Source organism: Streptomyces sp. HSS9-12, from assembly GCF_054963655.1.
The window spans coordinates 1-15,648 of record NZ_JBUEGC010000019.1 but is presented as its reverse complement, the minus strand read 5'-3'; the positions used below and the strand labels follow the sequence as shown (position 1 = coordinate 15,648).

The window sequence follows — 15,648 nt, the reverse complement described above, 5'->3', positions numbered from 1 at the left end:
GTGCTCCGCCGGGCTCTCCGGCACGGGCACGAAGGTACGGAGGCGCTGTAACGGAGCCGTGCGCTCCGGCACTCAGGAGACGCACGGCTATCCGTCGGTTGTGTAACGGCGGGGAGAAAAGGGATGTGTGGGACGGAGGACGGTGACGGAGGGTGAAGGGACGTCAGCTGAGGGGTAGTCGGAAGTGGCCGTTGGCGAGCGGCTCTACGAGTCCGTCCGCGACAAGCCCGTCCAGCGCCCGGGCTCGCTGCACCGGCTCGTCCCACACCGCGTCGAGGGCGGCCTTCGGCACCGGCTCGACGGCCTCGCGCAGTACGGCCAGCAGCTTGCCGCGCACCTGGCGGTCCGTACCGGCGTAGGTCTGGCCGCGCCGCGGCGGCCCGTCGTGCGCGGGTGCGCCCGCGAGCCGCCAGGCGCACTGGGCCGCGATCGGGCAGCGGTGGCACTCGGGGCTGCGGGCCGTACAGACCAGGGCGCCCAGCTCCATGGTCGCGGCCGCCCACGCGGCGGCGGTCCGCTCCTCGTCGGGCAGCAGGCGGCGGGCGAGATGGCGTTCGGCGGCGGTGGTCGCGGTAGGCGGGTACTGCGTACCGGTCACCGCGCGGGCGAAGACCCGGCGGACGTTGGTGTCCAGGACCGCGTGCCGCTGGCCGTACGCGAAGGAGGCCACGGCTGCCGCGGTGTACTCGCCCACACCCGGCAGGGCGAGCAGCTTGGCGTGGTCGCGCGGGACGTCGCCGCCGTGACGCTCCGTTATCGCGGAGGCGGCGGCGTGCAGGCGGAGGGCACGTCGGGGGTAGCCCAGCCGTCCCCACGCCCGGACGGCCTCGCCCGACGGATCGGCGGCGAGGTCGGCGGGGCGGGGCCAGCGGGCGAGCCACTGTTCGTAGACGGGGAGCACGCGGCTGACCGGGGTCTGCTGAAGCATGAACTCGCTGACCATCACGCCCCAGGCGCCGGCCTCGGGGCGGCGCCAGGGGAGGTCGCGGGCGTGGGCCTCGAACCAGTCGATGACCCGGGCGTGCAGGGTGCTGGCCTCGGGGGCGTCCGTTTTGGGGGTGCTGCTGGCGGTGGCGTCGGTGGTCGTAGTCATGGCAGAACCGATCCTGACACGGGTCCGCTCGTGACGGGGCCTTCCACGCGGGGCGGGGCTCCGTGCCTAGCCCACAGGTGGGTCCGAGGGCCGATTCGGCGGGTGGTTCGAGGGGCGGGCCGCGGCTCCTCCGGGGAAGGGCCCTCGGCCCTGTCACGCGGCAGCACGACGGGCGGCAGCCGGTCCTCGCGGCGGCCGCCGATGCCCGGAAAGTGATGGCTGGTCAGCTCTGCGGCGCCGGTCGAGCTGATGATGTGAAAAAGTTGCTCCGGATGGCGGCGGGTACCGGCCTGTCCAGGGGGCGATCTCTCGTACAGTTTGCGCGTGGGATCTCTGCGCAATCCGGTCGGGCCGCTTCCCTCCTCCATCTACTGGCGACGGAGGGCAGTTTTGCTGTCCGTGATCGGGATGCTCGCCCTGCTGATCGCCTGGGCTGTCAGCACTGTCGGTTCGGGCGGCGGCGACGACCGGGCGAACGGACAGCACGGCAGTGGTCCCGTGTCCTCCATCACGCCGGGCCCCTCCTCCACCGGGCCGGCCATCAGCGAACGCCCGGGCGGGCGTGAGGAGTCGGGAAGCGAAGGAGCCGGCGGCGTGGACGGCGGCGGTACCGGGGACAGCGGTACGGGCGGCGGCGGTACCGGCAATGGAGGCGCAGGGGGCGGTAGTTCCTCAGCAGCGGCCGGTGCCGGTGGCAACAGCGGCGGCGCCGGGGTCCCGGCCGGGTCGAGCCTGCCGGACTGCACCAAGAGCGCTGTGGAGTTGACGGTCCATAGCGTCAAGAACTCCTACTCTCCCGGGCAGAGGCCTCGCTTCGAACTCGTCGCCAAGAACAGCTCGGACAACACCTGCAAGCTGGACTTCGGTCCACGCGCCGCCGTGCTGACCATCACCTTCGCCGAGGACGACGACCAGGTGTGGGCCTCGGACGACTGCCCGAAGGACGGCGGCTCGGTCCTGCTGCAGGTCCCGGCCGGCGGCGAGGTCACGCATACGGTGGTATGGGATCGCAAGCCGAGCGAGCCGAAGTGCGCGACGCCGTCCGCGGGCTCCGCCAAGCCGGGGACCTACCTGGTCGAGGTCAAGGCGGCGGGCCTGCCGACGGCGCGTGTGTCGTTCTCCCTGGCCAAAGACTGACCGGGCGCGCGGCTGACGCGGCTGGTGGCGCCGGCTAGACGTAACGCTCGAGGATCGAGGACTCGGCGAGACGGGAGAGGCCTTCCCGTACGGAGCGGGCCCGGGCCTCGCCCACGCCATCCACCGTCTGCAGGTCGTCCACGCTCGCGGCCAGCAGCTTCTGCAGTCCGCCGAAGTGCTCCACCAGGCGCTCGATGACGGCGTTCGGAAGCCGCGGCACCTTGGCCAGGAGGCGGTAACCGCGTGGCGAGACCGCGGAGTCGAGGGTCTCGGGGGAGCCGCTGTAGCCCAGTGCCCGCGCGACGGTGGGGAGTTCCAGCAGCTCGGCGTGTGAGAGCGAGTCCAACTCGCTGAGTGCGTCCGCGACCGTACGGGCGCGCTTCGCGGTGGGCTCCGGGACGTAGTCGCGCGCCACCAGCTCCCGCTCCGGCTCGACTCCCGCGATCAGCTCGTCCAGCTGGAGGGAGAGCAGCCGGCCGTCGGTGCCGAGCTCGATGACGTACTCGGCGATCTCGGCGGCGATACGGCGGACCATCTCCAGGCGCTGGGCCACGGCCGAGACGTCCCGGACCGTCACCAGGTCCTCGATCTCCAGGGCGGAGAGGGTGCCGGCGACCTCGTCGAGGCGGAGCTTGTAGCGCTCCAGGGTCGCCAGGGCCTGGTTGGCGCGGGAGAGGATGGCCGCGGAGTCCTCCAGGACGCGCCGCTGACCGTCCACATAGAGGGCGATCAGGCGCATCGACTGGCTGACGGAGACCACCGGGAAGCCCGCCTGGATGCTGACGCGCTGGGCGGTGCGGTGGCGGGTGCCGGTCTCCTCGGTCGGGATCGACGCGTCGGGGACGAGCTGGACGCCCGCCCGTACGATCTTGGTGATGTCCTTGTCGAGGATCAGGGCGCCGTCCAGCTTGCACAGTTCCCGCAGCCGGGTGGCAGTGAACTCGACATCGAGGACAAAGCCGCCCGTACACATCGATTCGACCATTTTGTCCATGCCGAGGACAATGAGTCCGCCGGTGTTGCCGCGCAGGACGCGCTCAAGCCCGTCGCGCAGTGCCGTGCCCGGCGCGACCGCGCTCAGTGAGGCGCGCATCAGGCTGTCGGCACCGGAGCTCCCGCCCGACTTTCCGGGAGCTGCCGCCCGGTCGTTGGCTGCCACTGCACTCCTCCGGTCGCAGGTTTGGGGGCCCGGGTGCGTACGTACGGGCGAGACCAGGGCAAAGTCTACCGGCGGCCGGAGCACTTATGCGGGGGTCTCCCCAGGGGCTGCTGCCCGCCGGGCGGCTGGGGCGGCGGCGAGCCGACTCCGTGGCGGCTCGGAAGGGGGCCAGGGCGCGGCTACGAGGCGGCCGGTTCCGCGAGAGGTTCGCCGGCGTGACGGGGATCACCTGGCTCGCGCGGCTCGCCGGCATCGCGGCGCGGGCGGCGGGGGAGTACGCGCAGGGCATCGCCCACGTCGGCCACCTCGGTGACCTTCATGCCGGCCGGGATCTTGCCCGGGTCGGCGGGTACGAGGGCATGAGTGAAGCCGAGCCGGGCGGCCTCGGCCAGCCGCCGCTGCACGCCCGTGACCCGCCGGACTTCGCCCGCCAGCCCCACCTCGCCGATCGCGACGAGGTTTTTGGGCAGCGGGGTGTCGCTCGCGGCGCTGGCCAGGGCGAGGGCGACGGCCAGATCGGCCGCCGGCTCGGAGAGCTTCACACCGCCGACGGTGGCGCTGTAGATGTCCCGCTTCCCGAGCTGCGAGATCTTTCCGCGCTGCTCGAGCACGGCCAGCATCATCGACACACGGGAGGTCTCCAGGCCGGAGGTGGTGCGGCGGGGCGAGGGAATCTGCGAATCGACGGTCAGGGCCTGGACCTCGGCGACGAGCGGGCGGCGGCCCTCCAGGGTGACGGTCAGGCAGGTGCCCGGGACGGGCTCGTCGCGCCGGGTGAGGAAGAGGCCGGACGGGTCGGCAAGGCCGGTGATGCCCTCGTCGTGCAGCTCGAAGCAGCCGACCTCGTCGGTGGCGCCGTAGCGGTTCTTCACACCGCGGACCAGGCGGAGGCGGGCGTGCCGGTCGCCCTCGAAGTGCAGGACGACGTCCACCAGGTGCTCCAGGAGGCGGGGGCCGGCGATGGCGCCGTCCTTGGTGACGTGGCCCACGAGCAGGGTGGACATCCCGCGTTCCTTGGAGGCGCGGATGAGGGCCCCGGCGACCTCGCGGACCTGGGCCATGCCGCCGGGGGCGCCGTCGATCTCCGGCGAGGCGACGGTCTGTACGGAGTCAAGGATGAGGAGTGACGGCTTGACGGAGTCGAGGTGGCCGAGAACGGCCGAGAGGTCGGTCTCGGCTGCGAGGTAGAGGTGGTCGGAGAGCGCGCCGATCCGGTCGGCGCGCAGACGGACCTGGCTCGCGGACTCCTCGCCCGTGACGTACAGGGTGCGCTCCTGCGCGGTGGCGGCCTTGGCCGCGACGTCGAGAAGCAGCGTGGACTTGCCGACGCCGGGTTCACCGGCGAGCAGCACGACGGCACCGGGTACGAGCCCGCCGCCGAGCACGCGGTCCAACTCGGGCACGGCCGTGCTGCGGGCGGTGGCCTGCCGGCCGTCCACCTGACCGATGGGCAGGGCGGCGCTGGTGACCCTGCCGGGCGCGGTCGTACGGACCGCGGGTGCGCCGCCGAACTCCTCGACCGTGCCCCACGCCTGGCACTCGGGACACCGGCCGAGCCACTTGACGGTGGTCCAGCCGCACTCGGTGCAGCGGTAGGACGGGCGGTCCTTGGCGGACGAGCGAGACGAACGGGCAGCCATGGCCGTCACGGTATCGGTGGCGTCTGACAAATTCCTGTCCCCCTTTGGGGAGGATCATCACCCGTAAGGGTTAAACCTGCCGAAGTGGCGCGAGAGACCCCGCATCATCCGCCTACCGTCCGAGTGATGAGCAGCAGGCGCGAGCACCGTACGCACACCACCGGCGCACACCGGGCGCACCGCCGTGCGCAGGGCCCAGGACCGGGCTCAGCACCGCAGCGGCCGCGGCGGCCCCCCGCACGCTACGAGCCCTACCTCGACGGGCTGTTCACCTACTGCCTCTCCGTCCTGTGCGAGCACGAGGCCGCGACCGACGTCCTCGGCGAGGTGCTGGCGGTAGCCGAGCGGCAGCACGGCCGCCGGCCCGCCGGCGAGCAGTGCAGGGCCTGGCTCTACGCCCTCGCCCGCTGGGCCTGCCTGCAACATCTCGCGGAGAAGGGGCGGTCGCGTGGCGGGCCGTCCGCCGGCGGCGGTTCGGCGACCTCCGAGGCCGCTGCCGACCGGCAGCGCCGCGAACTCGCCGCGCTGGCCTGGCCGGAGGCCGCCGGTATCACCCCAGAGCAGCGCGAGGCGCTCGAACTCGCCGTACGCCACCAGCTGTCCCCGCAGGAAGTCGCCGCCGTTCTCGGCCTGGAGCGCGAAGAGGCCCGCGCCCTCCTCTCCAGCGCCGCCTGCGAGGTCGAGCGGACCCGCGCCGCGCTCGTCGTCGTCGAACGCGGCAACTGTCCGGTCGTGGCCCGGCTGACGGGCGACAACCAGGTGCTCCTGGGTACCGCGCTGCGCCGCGAGCTCGTACGGCACGTGGACGAGTGCGCCGACTGCCGGCGCACCGCGGAGCGGGCGGCGGCCGGCGGACCGTGGCCGGGCAGCACGGCGCCGCCTGGCAGGCTGCCCATACTGGAGGCCCCGCGCCCCTCGGCGCACGCCGCGATGGTGCGCGCCCTGCGTGACCGCCCTGCCGCCGGTGCGCGCGGCGGCCCGCGGTTCAACCGGAACGGCTTCCCCATGGACCCGAGGGACCGGGCAGCGCGCCGCCGCCGGCTCCGCAGCCGCATGGTGACCACGACCGTGGTCGCGACGGTGGTGGCGGCGCCGGTGCTGGCCCTCTGGGCGGCGTACCGGGGTGCGCCGCTGACCGGCGAGGCGCAGGACGCGGGCTCGGTGTCCGCCTCGGACTCCGGTGTCGACGGGATCGACGGGATCGACGGCCACCCGTACCAGAAGGCGGGCAACGCCGAGATCGACCCCGAGGGCGACTTCACGGCGGGCAGGCGGTCCCCCGATGTGTCGGTGGAGGTCATCGACGGCGGCGACGGGCGGCGGGCGCACGGCAGCAGCCGGGCGCCGTCCGCGAGCTCCACGGGCGCCGCGGGCTCCACGGCGCCGGGGCGACCCGGCCGGCCAAGCGTCAGCCATGGCCCGGGCCGGCTGACGGTCGAGGCACAGCCGAGCGGCGAGGTGACCCTTGTCACGCTGACGGCGTCCGGCGGATCCCCGGTGCGGTGGTCGGCGTACGCGGACGCGTCGTGGCTGCAGCTGGACCGGACCTCCGGTGTGCTGCGGCCGGGGGAGTCGGTCACGATCACGGTGTCCGTGGACCATGCGCGGGAGCCCGCGGGACCGTGGCGCGCGCGGATCTCGGTCGACCCGGCGGGGGCTGTGGTCTCGGTCGAGGGGCGTGGGGCCAGTCCGGAGCCGACGCCCACGCCGAGTGATCCGGAGCCGACGCCGAGTACGACGCCGTCGGACAGCTCCCCGCCGCCGAGCGACAGCCAGTCCCCCAGCCCCACGGGCTGACGGCGTACGAGGTGCGCCGTCGCCCAGGCCCTCGGGGCGCCCGCAGCGGCCTGCCCGGCGCGGGCTTGCCTATGCCGGGTCCGCCGGGTGGGGAGCGATCGGGAGCTGCGCGGCCAGGCGCTGCTCGCACAGCTCGACCAGGCGGTCGTACGCCGCCTTGCCCATCATCTCCGTGAGCTCCGCCCGGTACGAGACATACAGCGGCTCTCCGGCCCCGTGCGCCGACGTCGCCGACGTGCACCACCAGTGCAGGTCGTGACCGCCGGGGCCCCAGCCCCGCCGGTCGTACTCACTGATCGAGATCACCAGCACCCGGGTGTCGTCCGGCCGGTCCACCCACTCGTAGGTCCGCCGGATCGGCAGCTGCCAGCAGACATCCGGCTTCGTCTCCAGCGGCTCCCGCCCCTCCCGGAGCGCCAGGATGTGCAGCGAGCAGCCGGCGCCGGCAGGGAAGCCCGGCCGGTTGAGAAAGATGCAGGCGCCCTTGTGGCGGCGGGTCTGCCGCTCGCCGTCGTCGTCCAGCTCCACCCAGCCGGTCTCGGTGCCCTCGTCGTGGAACTGCCAGAGCTCCGGGGTGAGCCGGGCCACGTGGTCGGCGACCCGCTTCTCGTCGTCCTCGTCGGTGAAGTGCGCGCCGAGCGTGCAGCAGCCGTCATCCGCGCGGCCCGCCTGGATGCCCTGGCAGCCCTGGCCGAAGATGCAGGTCCAGCGGGAGGTCAGCCAGGTCAGGTCGCAGCGGTAGATCTGCTCGTCGTCGGCGGGGTCGGGGAACTCGACCCAGGCGCGCGGAAAGTCCAGCCCGACCTCATCGGCGGGAGGGGCTGCGGCAGCCGGGGACGGCGTCTTGGTGGCTTTGTCCTGCTTGGCCTTTTTCGTCTTGGGCACCCCTCCAGCGTAAGGGGCACCCACTCGTATATGGCTGTTCACCGAGCGCAGTAGCGTGCACGTATGAGACTCGGTGTCCTCGATGTGGGTTCGAACACAGTGCATCTGCTGGTCGTGGATGCGCACCCGGGCGCGCGCCCGCTGCCCGCCCACTCCCACAAGGCGGAGCTGCGGCTGGCCGAACTCCTCGACGGCGACGGTGCCATCGACGACGAGGGCGTCGACAAGGTCATCGCCACCGTCCTGGACGCTCTCCAGGCGGCCGAGGACAAGGGCGTCGAGGAGGTGCTCCCCTTCGCGACCTCGGCCGTGCGTGAGGCGTCCAACGCCGATGCGGTCCTGGCCCGGGTCGCCGAGGAGACCGGGGTCAACCTGACCGTGCTCACCGGCGAGGAGGAGGCGCGGCTCACCTTCCTCGCCGCCCGCCGCTGGTACGGCTGGTCGGCGGGGCGGCTGCTGGTCCTCGACATCGGCGGCGGCTCGCTGGAGATCGCGTACGGGCTCGACGAGGAGCCGGACAAGGCCGTGTCGCTGCCGCTCGGCGCCGGCCGGCTCACCAGCGCCTGGCTGCCCGGCGATCCGCCCAGTACGGAGGACGTCAGGGCGCTGCGGCGGCACGTGCGGGCCGAGATCGCGCGGAATGTCGGCGAGTTCATCCGGCTGGGCAAGCCCGACCATGTGGTCGCGACCTCGAAGACCTTCAAGCAGTTGGCGCGGATCGGCGGTGCGGCCCGCTCGACGGAGGGTCTGTACGCTCAGCGGGCACTGAGTCGTAAATCACTGGAGGAGTGGGTGCCGCGGCTCGCGGCCATGACCGCGGCCGAGCGCTCCCAGCTGCCCGGGGTCTCCGAGGGACGGGCTCCGCAACTGGTCGCCGGGGCACTGGTCGGAGAGGCCGCGATGGACCTGTTCGGGGTGGATGAGCTGGAGATTTGCCCGTGGGCGCTGCGCGAGGGGGTCATCCTGCGCCGCCTCGACCACCTGCCGAACTCATGACCTGAACGCGGCCCGTCATGGGGCCTGCCGGTGACCTCGCGACGGGGCGTGTGCACGGGCTCCGGGCGCCCCCGGCACGTGCGGCGACCTGCTGGGCGCACGGGGACACGCCGTACGCTGTTTCCCGTGGCTCATCCAGCGGTGCGTATCCCGGAGGCGAAGGTCGCCCTGTCCACGGCCTCCGTGTACCCGGAGACGACGGCGACGGCCTTCGAGGTCGCCAGTCGCCTGGGCTACGACGGGGTGGAGATCATGGTCTGGACCGACCCGGTCAGCCAGGACATCAACGCGCTGCGCCGGCTCTCCGACTACCACCAGGTGCCGATCCTCGCCGTCCACGCGCCCTGCCTGCTGATCACGCAGCGGGTGTGGTCCACCGACCCCTGGGTGAAGCTCCAGCGGGCGCGCGCCGCGGCCGAGAGGCTGGGCGCGTCAACGGTCGTCGTCCACCCGCCCTTCCGCTGGCAGCGCACGTACGCCCGCGACTTCGTGAACGGCATCTGGCGGATGGCGGACGAGAGCGACGTCCGCTTCGCCGTCGAGAACATGTACCCCTGGCGCTACCGCGACCGCGAGATGCTCGCCTACGCCCCCGACTGGGACGTCACCAAGGACGACTACCGGCACTTCACCATCGACCTGTCGCACACGGCCACGGCCCGTACGGACGCGCTGGAGATGATCGACCGGATGGGCGACCGGCTCGCCCACCTCCACCTCGCGGACGGCAACGGCTCCAACAAGGACGAGCACCTGGTGCCGGGGCGGGGGGCGCAGCCGTGTGCCGAGGTGCTGGAGCGGCTTGCGATCAGCGGCTTCACCGGTCATGTGGTGGTCGAAGTGAACACCCGGCGGGCGATGTCCGCTGCCGAGCGCGAGGCCGACCTGGCTGAGGCTCTGGCCTTCACCCGGCTGCATCTGGCGTCGCGTGCGGCTTCCGGCGGCACGCCGGCAGGCCGTGAGCGGCGTCGCGGCCGCCGTTCGTCCAGCTGACCGCCCCTCGCTGAGGCGGGTTCGGCACCACCTCTGGGGCGACTGCTCGAACACCGGCCTCTGGGGCGACTGCTCGAACACCGGCCCCCTTTCATCCCGGTATCCGGACAAGCTGTCCAGATCGTGGAGTGAGGCGTAGGCTCGATCGCAGCCGCTTCCGTCGGCGCCACCACGGATGAACCCTGAGGGAGTGACCCACGTGCCCGAGCTGAGGTCCCGCACCGTCACCCATGGCCGCAACATGGCGGGCGCCCGCGCCCTGATGCGCGCCTCCGGGGTACCCGGTGCGGACATCGGGCGGAAGCCGATCATCGCCGTCGCCAACTCGTTCACGGAGTTCGTGCCGGGCCACACCCACCTCCAGCCGGTCGGCCGGATCGTGAGCGAGGCCGTCAGGGAGGCCGGGGGCATCCCGCGCGAGTTCAACACGATCGCGGTCGACGACGGTATCGCGATGGGCCACGGCGGCATGCTGTACAGCCTCCCCTCCCGCGACCTGATCGCGGACAGCGTCGAGTACATGGTCGAGGCCCACTGCGCCGACGCCCTGATCTGCATCTCGAACTGCGACAAGATCACCCCGGGCATGCTGATGGCGGCCCTGCGGCTGAACATCCCGACGGTCTTCGTCTCCGGTGGCCCGATGGAGGCCGGCCGCGCCACCCTGGTCGACGGCACGGTCCGCACGCTCGACCTGGTCGACGCGATCTCCGACGCTGTGAACGACAAGGTCTCGGACGAGGACATCCTCCGCATCGAGGAGAACGCCTGTCCGACCTGCGGCAGCTGCTCCGGCATGTTCACGGCCAACTCGATGAACTGCCTGACCGAGGCCATCGGCCTCTCCCTCCCCGGCAACGGCTCGGTGCTGGCCACACACACGGCCCGCAAGGCGCTGTACGAGAACGCCGCGCGTACGGTCCTCGACCTCACCAGGCGCTACTACGAGCAGGACGACGAGACGGTCCTGCCCCGCAGCATCGCCACCTTCGCCGCCTTCGAGAACGCCATGGCGCTCGACATCGCCATGGGCGGCTCCACCAACACGATCCTGCATCTGCTGGCCGCCGCCCAGGAGGCGGGCGTTCCGTTCGGCCTGGAGGAGATCGACGCGGTGTCGCGCCGTGTGCCCTGCCTGGCGAAGGTCGCGCCGAACGTCGCGAAGAACCGTACGTACTACATGGAGGACGTGCACCGCGCCGGCGGCATCCCCGCGCTGCTGGGCGAGCTGCACCGCGCGGGCCTGCTCAACGAGGACGTGCACGCCGTCCACAGCCCGTCCCTGGCGGACTGGCTGAAGACCTGGGACGTCCGCGGCGGCTCCCCCTCCCCGGAGGCCGTGGAACTGTGGCACGCCGCCCCGGGCTGCGTGCGCTCCGCCGAGGCCTTCTCCCAGTCGGAGCGCTGGGAGGCCCTGGACGAGGATGCCGAGAACGGCTGCATCCGCTCGGTCGAGCACGCGTACTCCAAGGACGGCGGTCTGGCAGTCCTCAAGGGCAACCTCTCGGCCGACGGCTGCGTGGTGAAGACGGCGGGCGTCGATGAGTCCATCTGGAGGTTCGAGGGCCCGGCGGTCGTCTGCGAGTCGCAGGAAGAGGCCGTCGAGAAGATCCTCACCAAGCGGATCAAGGAAGGCGACGTGGTCGTCATCCGCTACGAGGGTCCCAAGGGCGGCCCCGGTATGCAGGAGATGCTCTACCCGACGTCGTACCTGAAGGGCCGCGGCCTCGGTAAGGCCTGCGCGCTGATCACCGACGGCCGCTTCTCCGGCGGCACGTCCGGCCTGTCCATCGGGCACGCCTCGCCCGAGGCGGCCTCCGGCGGCACGATCGCGCTGGTCGAGGACGGTGACATCATCCGTATCGACATCCCGAACCGGACGATCGAGCTCAAGGTCGACGACGCCACGCTCGAGGCACGCCGCACCGCCCTGCTCGAGCGCCTCGGCGGCTACCGCCCCGCGAACCGCGACCGCAAGGTCTCGCAGGCGCTGCGTGCGTACGCCGCGATGGCGCTGAGCGCCGACAAGGGCGCGGTGCGGGACGTCTCCAAGCTGGGCTGACGCCCAGTCCGCAATCGGGCCGACGCCCCATCATTCCCGCGCGGATACGGGAATGGTGGGGCGTACGCACAACCGGCGCGCGCTCGCCAGCGCAACGTTTTGCGGGCGTCCACGCCGAAGATGTGGCGGTGACCGGGGTGCGCGAACCCTGACCGTTGACGGGGCCGGCGTAGACCGTCACCGATCGGGGCCTGTGGAGCGTCCCCCGGCCTGGCCGGCCGGGAGGCGCCATGGGCGGCGGCCGTTCAGGAGGACTTCACGGCCGCGATCCGCACAGGCCCGACACCCTCCTCGTTGTGCCGGTCCGCCCACCCCGTCAGCGCCGTACGGCAGGCGTGGTCCAGGTGCCGCAACCCGGTCAGATCCAGCTCGATCACCCGGTCGCGCGGCAGCGCCTCCAGCTCGTCGAGAAGCTTCGGCAGCCGCAGAAAGGTCGCGTTGCCCAGCACCCGCACCCGTATGGGCCCGGGCGCGCCCTCGTTGTCGTCGCCGGCTTCGGAGTCGGGCTCGGTGACCTCCAGATGGACATGTGAGGTCTCCCACGCCGACTTCGCGACCGCCATCAGCAGCCCGAGGACAACGCCCTCGAACATGTTCGTCACCACGATCGCGACGGCCGTGACCCCCAGCACCACCGCTTCGCCGCGGTGCTCGCGCCACAGCGGCGCCAGCGACGTCACCGGCATCAGCTTCCAGCCCGCGTGGATCAGCACACCCGCCAGCGCCGCCACCGGAATCACCGCGAGGGCCGCCGGAAACACCGCGGCGAAGATCAGCAGCCACACACCGTGCAGCACCCGGGACGCCTTGGTTCGCGCGCCCGCGTGCACATTGGCCGCGCTCCGGACGATCACCGCGGTCATCGGCAGGGCGCCCAGCGCCCCGCACACCGCGTTGCCCGCACCCTGCGCCATGAGCTCCTTGTTGTAGCTCGTGCGCGGCCCGTCGTGCAGCCGGTCCACCGCGGCCGCGCTGAACAGGCTCTCCGCCGACGCGATCAGAGTGAACGCGATCAGGGTGCCGATCATGCCGACCTCCGCGAGCCGGGCGAAGTCCGCGCCACCCGGGGGCCGTACGGAGTCCAGCAGTCCACGCACCTCCACCCGCGCCACCGGCGGATCCAGGACCACGGTCGCGGCCGTGGCCAGCGCCACCGCCACCAGGGGCCCGGGCAGTAGCCGCGCCACCGCCGGGATACGCGGCCACAGCACCAGCACCACGACCGTCCCGGCTCCGATGGCCAGCGCGGCCAGGGCGGGCCCCGAGCCGGCCGTATCGCCGACCAGCCCCGGCAGCGCGCCGATCTTCGCCAGCCCGCTCGACGGGGCCTTCGCGTCGACCAGCGCGTACAGCTGTCCGGCGATCAGCAGCAGGCCGATGCCCGCGAGCATGCCCTGCACCACCGCGACGGTGATGGCCCGGAACCAGCGCCCCAACCGCAGGGCGCCCATCGTCAGCTGCAGAAGTCCCGCCCCGAGCACGAGCACGCCGAGCGACCCGAGCCCGTATTCCTGCACGGCCTCGTAGACGAGCACGGTCAGCCCGGCCGCGGGACCGCTGACCTGCAGGCTGCTGCCGGGCAGCAGGCCCGTGACCAGCCCGCCGACGATGCCGGTGACGAGCCCGAGCTCGGCCGGGACGCCGGAGGCGACAGCCACGCCCACGCACAGCGGGACGGCCACCAGGAAGACGACGAGCGAAGCGGTGACGTCGGCGCGCAGATGCCGCGATGGACGCAGGTGCCCCTGCTTGACGGCCCTCACGACGGCGCTCCCAGCGGAGGGAAGGCGTCGACGGACGGCTGGCGAGCGAGCACCAGCCTCGTGTCCACGGTGTGGAACCAGCAGCCGTGCGGCGGCGGCTGCCCGGCCGTCAGCCACCCGGATCGCTCGCGCGCCGGGCGCTGAGCGGCTATTCGTTTCCCGAGGGAGCGGGCATGGCCGATGAAACTGTGCATGATGGATGCCTCCAGGAGAGGTGGCTGAGCCGATACGTACGGGCCCGTAAGGGACCGGTACGCATCAGTGCGGGTACGGATCGGTACGGGCTGGTTTGGGGCGTAAGGCTCCGCTCAGCAGCGGAGGACCTGGAGGCAGATGGCGAGTTCGCCGGATCTCGACGGCGCGAGGCAGTGCGCGTCGGCTGGCACGGCGGCTTGCGGCCTGGCCGCGGCGGGGCAGCGGAGGACACAGTCGGTTCGGCCGGCGTACGAGGGCCCGCCGGAGTGGGCCCGGTCAGCTCTACGGAGTTGGCAGTGCGGGAAGTGCGCGGCGATGTGCTGGGCGCACCTGGGCATCGCGGCGAGCGTCGGTTCGGAGTCAGAGCCGGCGACGACGGCAGTGCGGTCGGCGGAGGCCGGCCGGGCGGTGGCGGTCTCGGCGGCGAGCGCGAGCGAAAGCAGCGCGAACAGCGAGAGAAGCAGCACTTTGACGGCTGCCACCGCCCGCGTCATGACCCACCCCCCCCATCACCACGACCGCGAACTCCATTGTGTTCAAAGGCCAATAGCCGACCGCAACTTCACATTTTACGAAGACGTTAAATTTCTACCGACAGGCACGAAGTGAAGGAAGAGCGACAAGGTGAGCTGAAGGGGGAGCTAGGTGCAGGGCTCGGCCGTGGCCGCGCGCCTGGGTCGTACGGTGCGCTACGGAATGCGCCTGCGGTGCGTGCGGCGCGCTGGCGAGGTACTCCTACGGTCGGCAGGGGATGCCCGGCGACGCCCGTACCGCCAGGCGGACACACCCGCCGCCACCTGCCCCTCGGTGCGAGGATGGCCCCGCAGGAGATGCACGCAAGGCGCACGACACCGCATCGGATGGGGTGAGCGACACCATGACGCAGAAGGTCGCCGTTCTCGGCACCGGCAAAATCGGCGAGGCCCTGCTCAGCGGCATGATCCGCGGCGGCTGGTCGCCCGCCGACCTGCTGGTCACCGCCCGCCGCGCGGAGCGCGCCCAGGAGCTGCGCGCCCGCTACGGCGTCGAGGCCGTCTCCAACCCCGAGGCCGCCAAGATGGCCGACACCCTCATCCTCACGGTCAAACCGCAGGACATGGGCGCGCTGCTCGCCGAGCTCGCCCCGCACGTCCCCTCCGACCGTCTGGTCATCAGCGGCGCGGCCGGCATCCCCACGGCGTACTTCGAAGAGAAGCTGGCCCCCAACACGCCCGTCGTCCGCGTCATGACGAACACGCCGGCCCTCGTCGACGAGGCCATGTCCGTCATCTCCGCGGGCCGCCATGCCACTGAGGAGCACCTCGCCCACGCCGAGGAGATCTTCGGCGGCGTCGGGAAGACCCTGCGGGTGCCGGAGGCCCAGCAGGACGCGGCCACCGCTCTGTCCGGCTCCGGTCCGGCGTACTTCTACTTCCTGGTCGAGGCGATGACCGACGCCGGCATCCTGCTCGGCCTGCCTCGCGACAAGGCGCACGACCTGATCGTGCAGGCAGCCATCGGTGCCGCCGTCATGCTTCGGGACAGCGGCGAGCACCCGGTCAAGCTGCGCGAGGCGGTGACTTCCCCGGCCGGCACCACCATCAACGCCATCCGCGAGCTGGAGCGGCACAGCGTACGAGCGGCGCTGATCGCCGCCCTCGAGGCCGCCCGCGACCGCAGCCGTGAGCTCGCCTCCGGCAACGGGTGACGCCCAGGCCTCTCCGGTAGCGCCCGGTTAGCGCGGCCGGGGCGTACTGCCCTGTGTCTACCGGAAGTTGGGCGCGCGCCAATGGGCATGGGGCGCCGTCGGGACACCCCAATGCGCCCCCGGGCTGCGGGTTTGAAACAGCGCAGGAGGGTCGTGTAATCTCCCTTGAGTTGTCACGCGGTTCACCGGACCGACGACAGCCCCTCGTGCCGCACTGGCGGCAAACCTCTACTGCAAGCAG

At 72.2% G+C, this 15,648-nt stretch carries 13 protein-coding genes; 6 read left to right on the top strand and 7 right to left on the bottom strand.

From position 1 onward, the window contains the following. Window positions 1-163 precede the first annotated feature (163 nt). The gene (locus tag ACY34J_RS12520) at window positions 164-1,093 is read right to left on the bottom strand and encodes an HhH-GPD family protein (protein ID WP_462726494.1); all 930 of its coding nucleotides are present in this window, start codon (window positions 1,091-1,093) and stop codon (window positions 164-166) included. Between the two features lie 324 nt (window positions 1,094-1,417). On the opposite strand from ACY34J_RS12520, the gene ACY34J_RS12515 reads away from it, so the two are divergent. After that, on the top strand, window positions 1,418-2,230 hold the full coding sequence (locus ACY34J_RS12515; RefSeq protein ID WP_462726493.1) for a hypothetical protein: 813 nt from the start codon (window positions 1,418-1,420) through the stop codon (window positions 2,228-2,230). Window positions 2,231-2,264: 34 nt separating this feature from the next. On the opposite strand, the gene disA is transcribed toward ACY34J_RS12515, so the two are convergent. Continuing rightward, window positions 2,265-3,389, bottom strand: coding sequence for a DNA integrity scanning diadenylate cyclase DisA (gene disA, locus ACY34J_RS12510; RefSeq protein WP_462726492.1), 1,125 nt, complete (start codon window positions 3,387-3,389; stop codon window positions 2,265-2,267). A gap of 179 nt (window positions 3,390-3,568) precedes the next feature. Next, complete coding sequence (gene radA / locus ACY34J_RS12505; protein ID WP_462726491.1) at window positions 3,569-5,029, bottom strand: DNA repair protein RadA; 1,461 nt, start codon at window positions 5,027-5,029, stop codon at window positions 3,569-3,571. Between the two features lie 126 nt (window positions 5,030-5,155). Here radA and ACY34J_RS12500 point away from each other — a divergent pair, with 126 nt between their 5' ends. Further along, window positions 5,156-6,826 (top strand): BACON domain-containing protein, encoded by a 1,671-nt coding sequence (locus tag ACY34J_RS12500; protein ID WP_462726490.1) that lies wholly within the window; start codon window positions 5,156-5,158, stop codon window positions 6,824-6,826. A 69-nt stretch (window positions 6,827-6,895) separates the two neighbouring features. Here ACY34J_RS12500 and ACY34J_RS12495 read toward each other — a convergent pair whose 3' ends face one another. Then, window positions 6,896-7,711 (bottom strand): hypothetical protein, encoded by an 816-nt coding sequence (locus ACY34J_RS12495; protein ID WP_462726489.1) that lies wholly within the window; start codon window positions 7,709-7,711, stop codon window positions 6,896-6,898. A 63-nt stretch (window positions 7,712-7,774) separates the two neighbouring features. Here ACY34J_RS12495 and ACY34J_RS12490 point away from each other — a divergent pair, with 63 nt between their 5' ends. From ACY34J_RS12490 to ilvD, 3 genes are all read left to right on the top strand, one after another. Further along, window positions 7,775-8,707 (top strand): Ppx/GppA family phosphatase, encoded by a 933-nt coding sequence (locus ACY34J_RS12490; protein ID WP_462726488.1) that lies wholly within the window; start codon window positions 7,775-7,777, stop codon window positions 8,705-8,707. A 126-nt stretch (window positions 8,708-8,833) separates the two neighbouring features. Continuing rightward, the gene (locus ACY34J_RS12485) at window positions 8,834-9,700 is read left to right on the top strand and encodes a sugar phosphate isomerase/epimerase family protein (RefSeq protein ID WP_462726487.1); all 867 of its coding nucleotides are present in this window, start codon (window positions 8,834-8,836) and stop codon (window positions 9,698-9,700) included. A gap of 199 nt (window positions 9,701-9,899) precedes the next feature. Further along, window positions 9,900-11,762, top strand: coding sequence for a dihydroxy-acid dehydratase (gene ilvD, locus ACY34J_RS12480; protein ID WP_462726486.1), 1,863 nt, complete (start codon window positions 9,900-9,902; stop codon window positions 11,760-11,762). A gap of 245 nt (window positions 11,763-12,007) precedes the next feature. Here ilvD and ACY34J_RS12475 read toward each other — a convergent pair whose 3' ends face one another. The 3 genes from ACY34J_RS12475 to ACY34J_RS12465 form a co-directional block, all read right to left on the bottom strand. Beyond that, a complete protein-coding gene (locus tag ACY34J_RS12475; RefSeq protein ID WP_462726485.1) occupies window positions 12,008-13,525 on the bottom strand; it encodes a SulP family inorganic anion transporter in 1,518 nt (505 codons plus the stop codon). Continuing rightward, the gene (locus ACY34J_RS12470; RefSeq protein WP_462726484.1) at window positions 13,522-13,719 is read right to left on the bottom strand and encodes a hypothetical protein; all 198 of its coding nucleotides are present in this window, start codon (window positions 13,717-13,719) and stop codon (window positions 13,522-13,524) included. The genes ACY34J_RS12475 and ACY34J_RS12470 overlap by 4 nt, the downstream gene beginning before the upstream one ends. 114 nt (window positions 13,720-13,833) lie before the next feature. Then, window positions 13,834-14,202 carry a hypothetical protein gene (locus ACY34J_RS12465; RefSeq protein WP_462726483.1) on the bottom strand — a complete coding sequence of 123 codons (369 nt, stop codon included), beginning with the start codon at window positions 14,200-14,202 and terminating at the stop codon, window positions 13,834-13,836. A gap of 395 nt (window positions 14,203-14,597) precedes the next feature. On the opposite strand from ACY34J_RS12465, the gene proC reads away from it, so the two are divergent. Then, on the top strand, window positions 14,598-15,407 hold the full coding sequence (proC, locus tag ACY34J_RS12460; RefSeq protein ID WP_462726482.1) for a pyrroline-5-carboxylate reductase: 810 nt from the start codon (window positions 14,598-14,600) through the stop codon (window positions 15,405-15,407). Window positions 15,408-15,648: the final 241 nt, after the last annotated feature.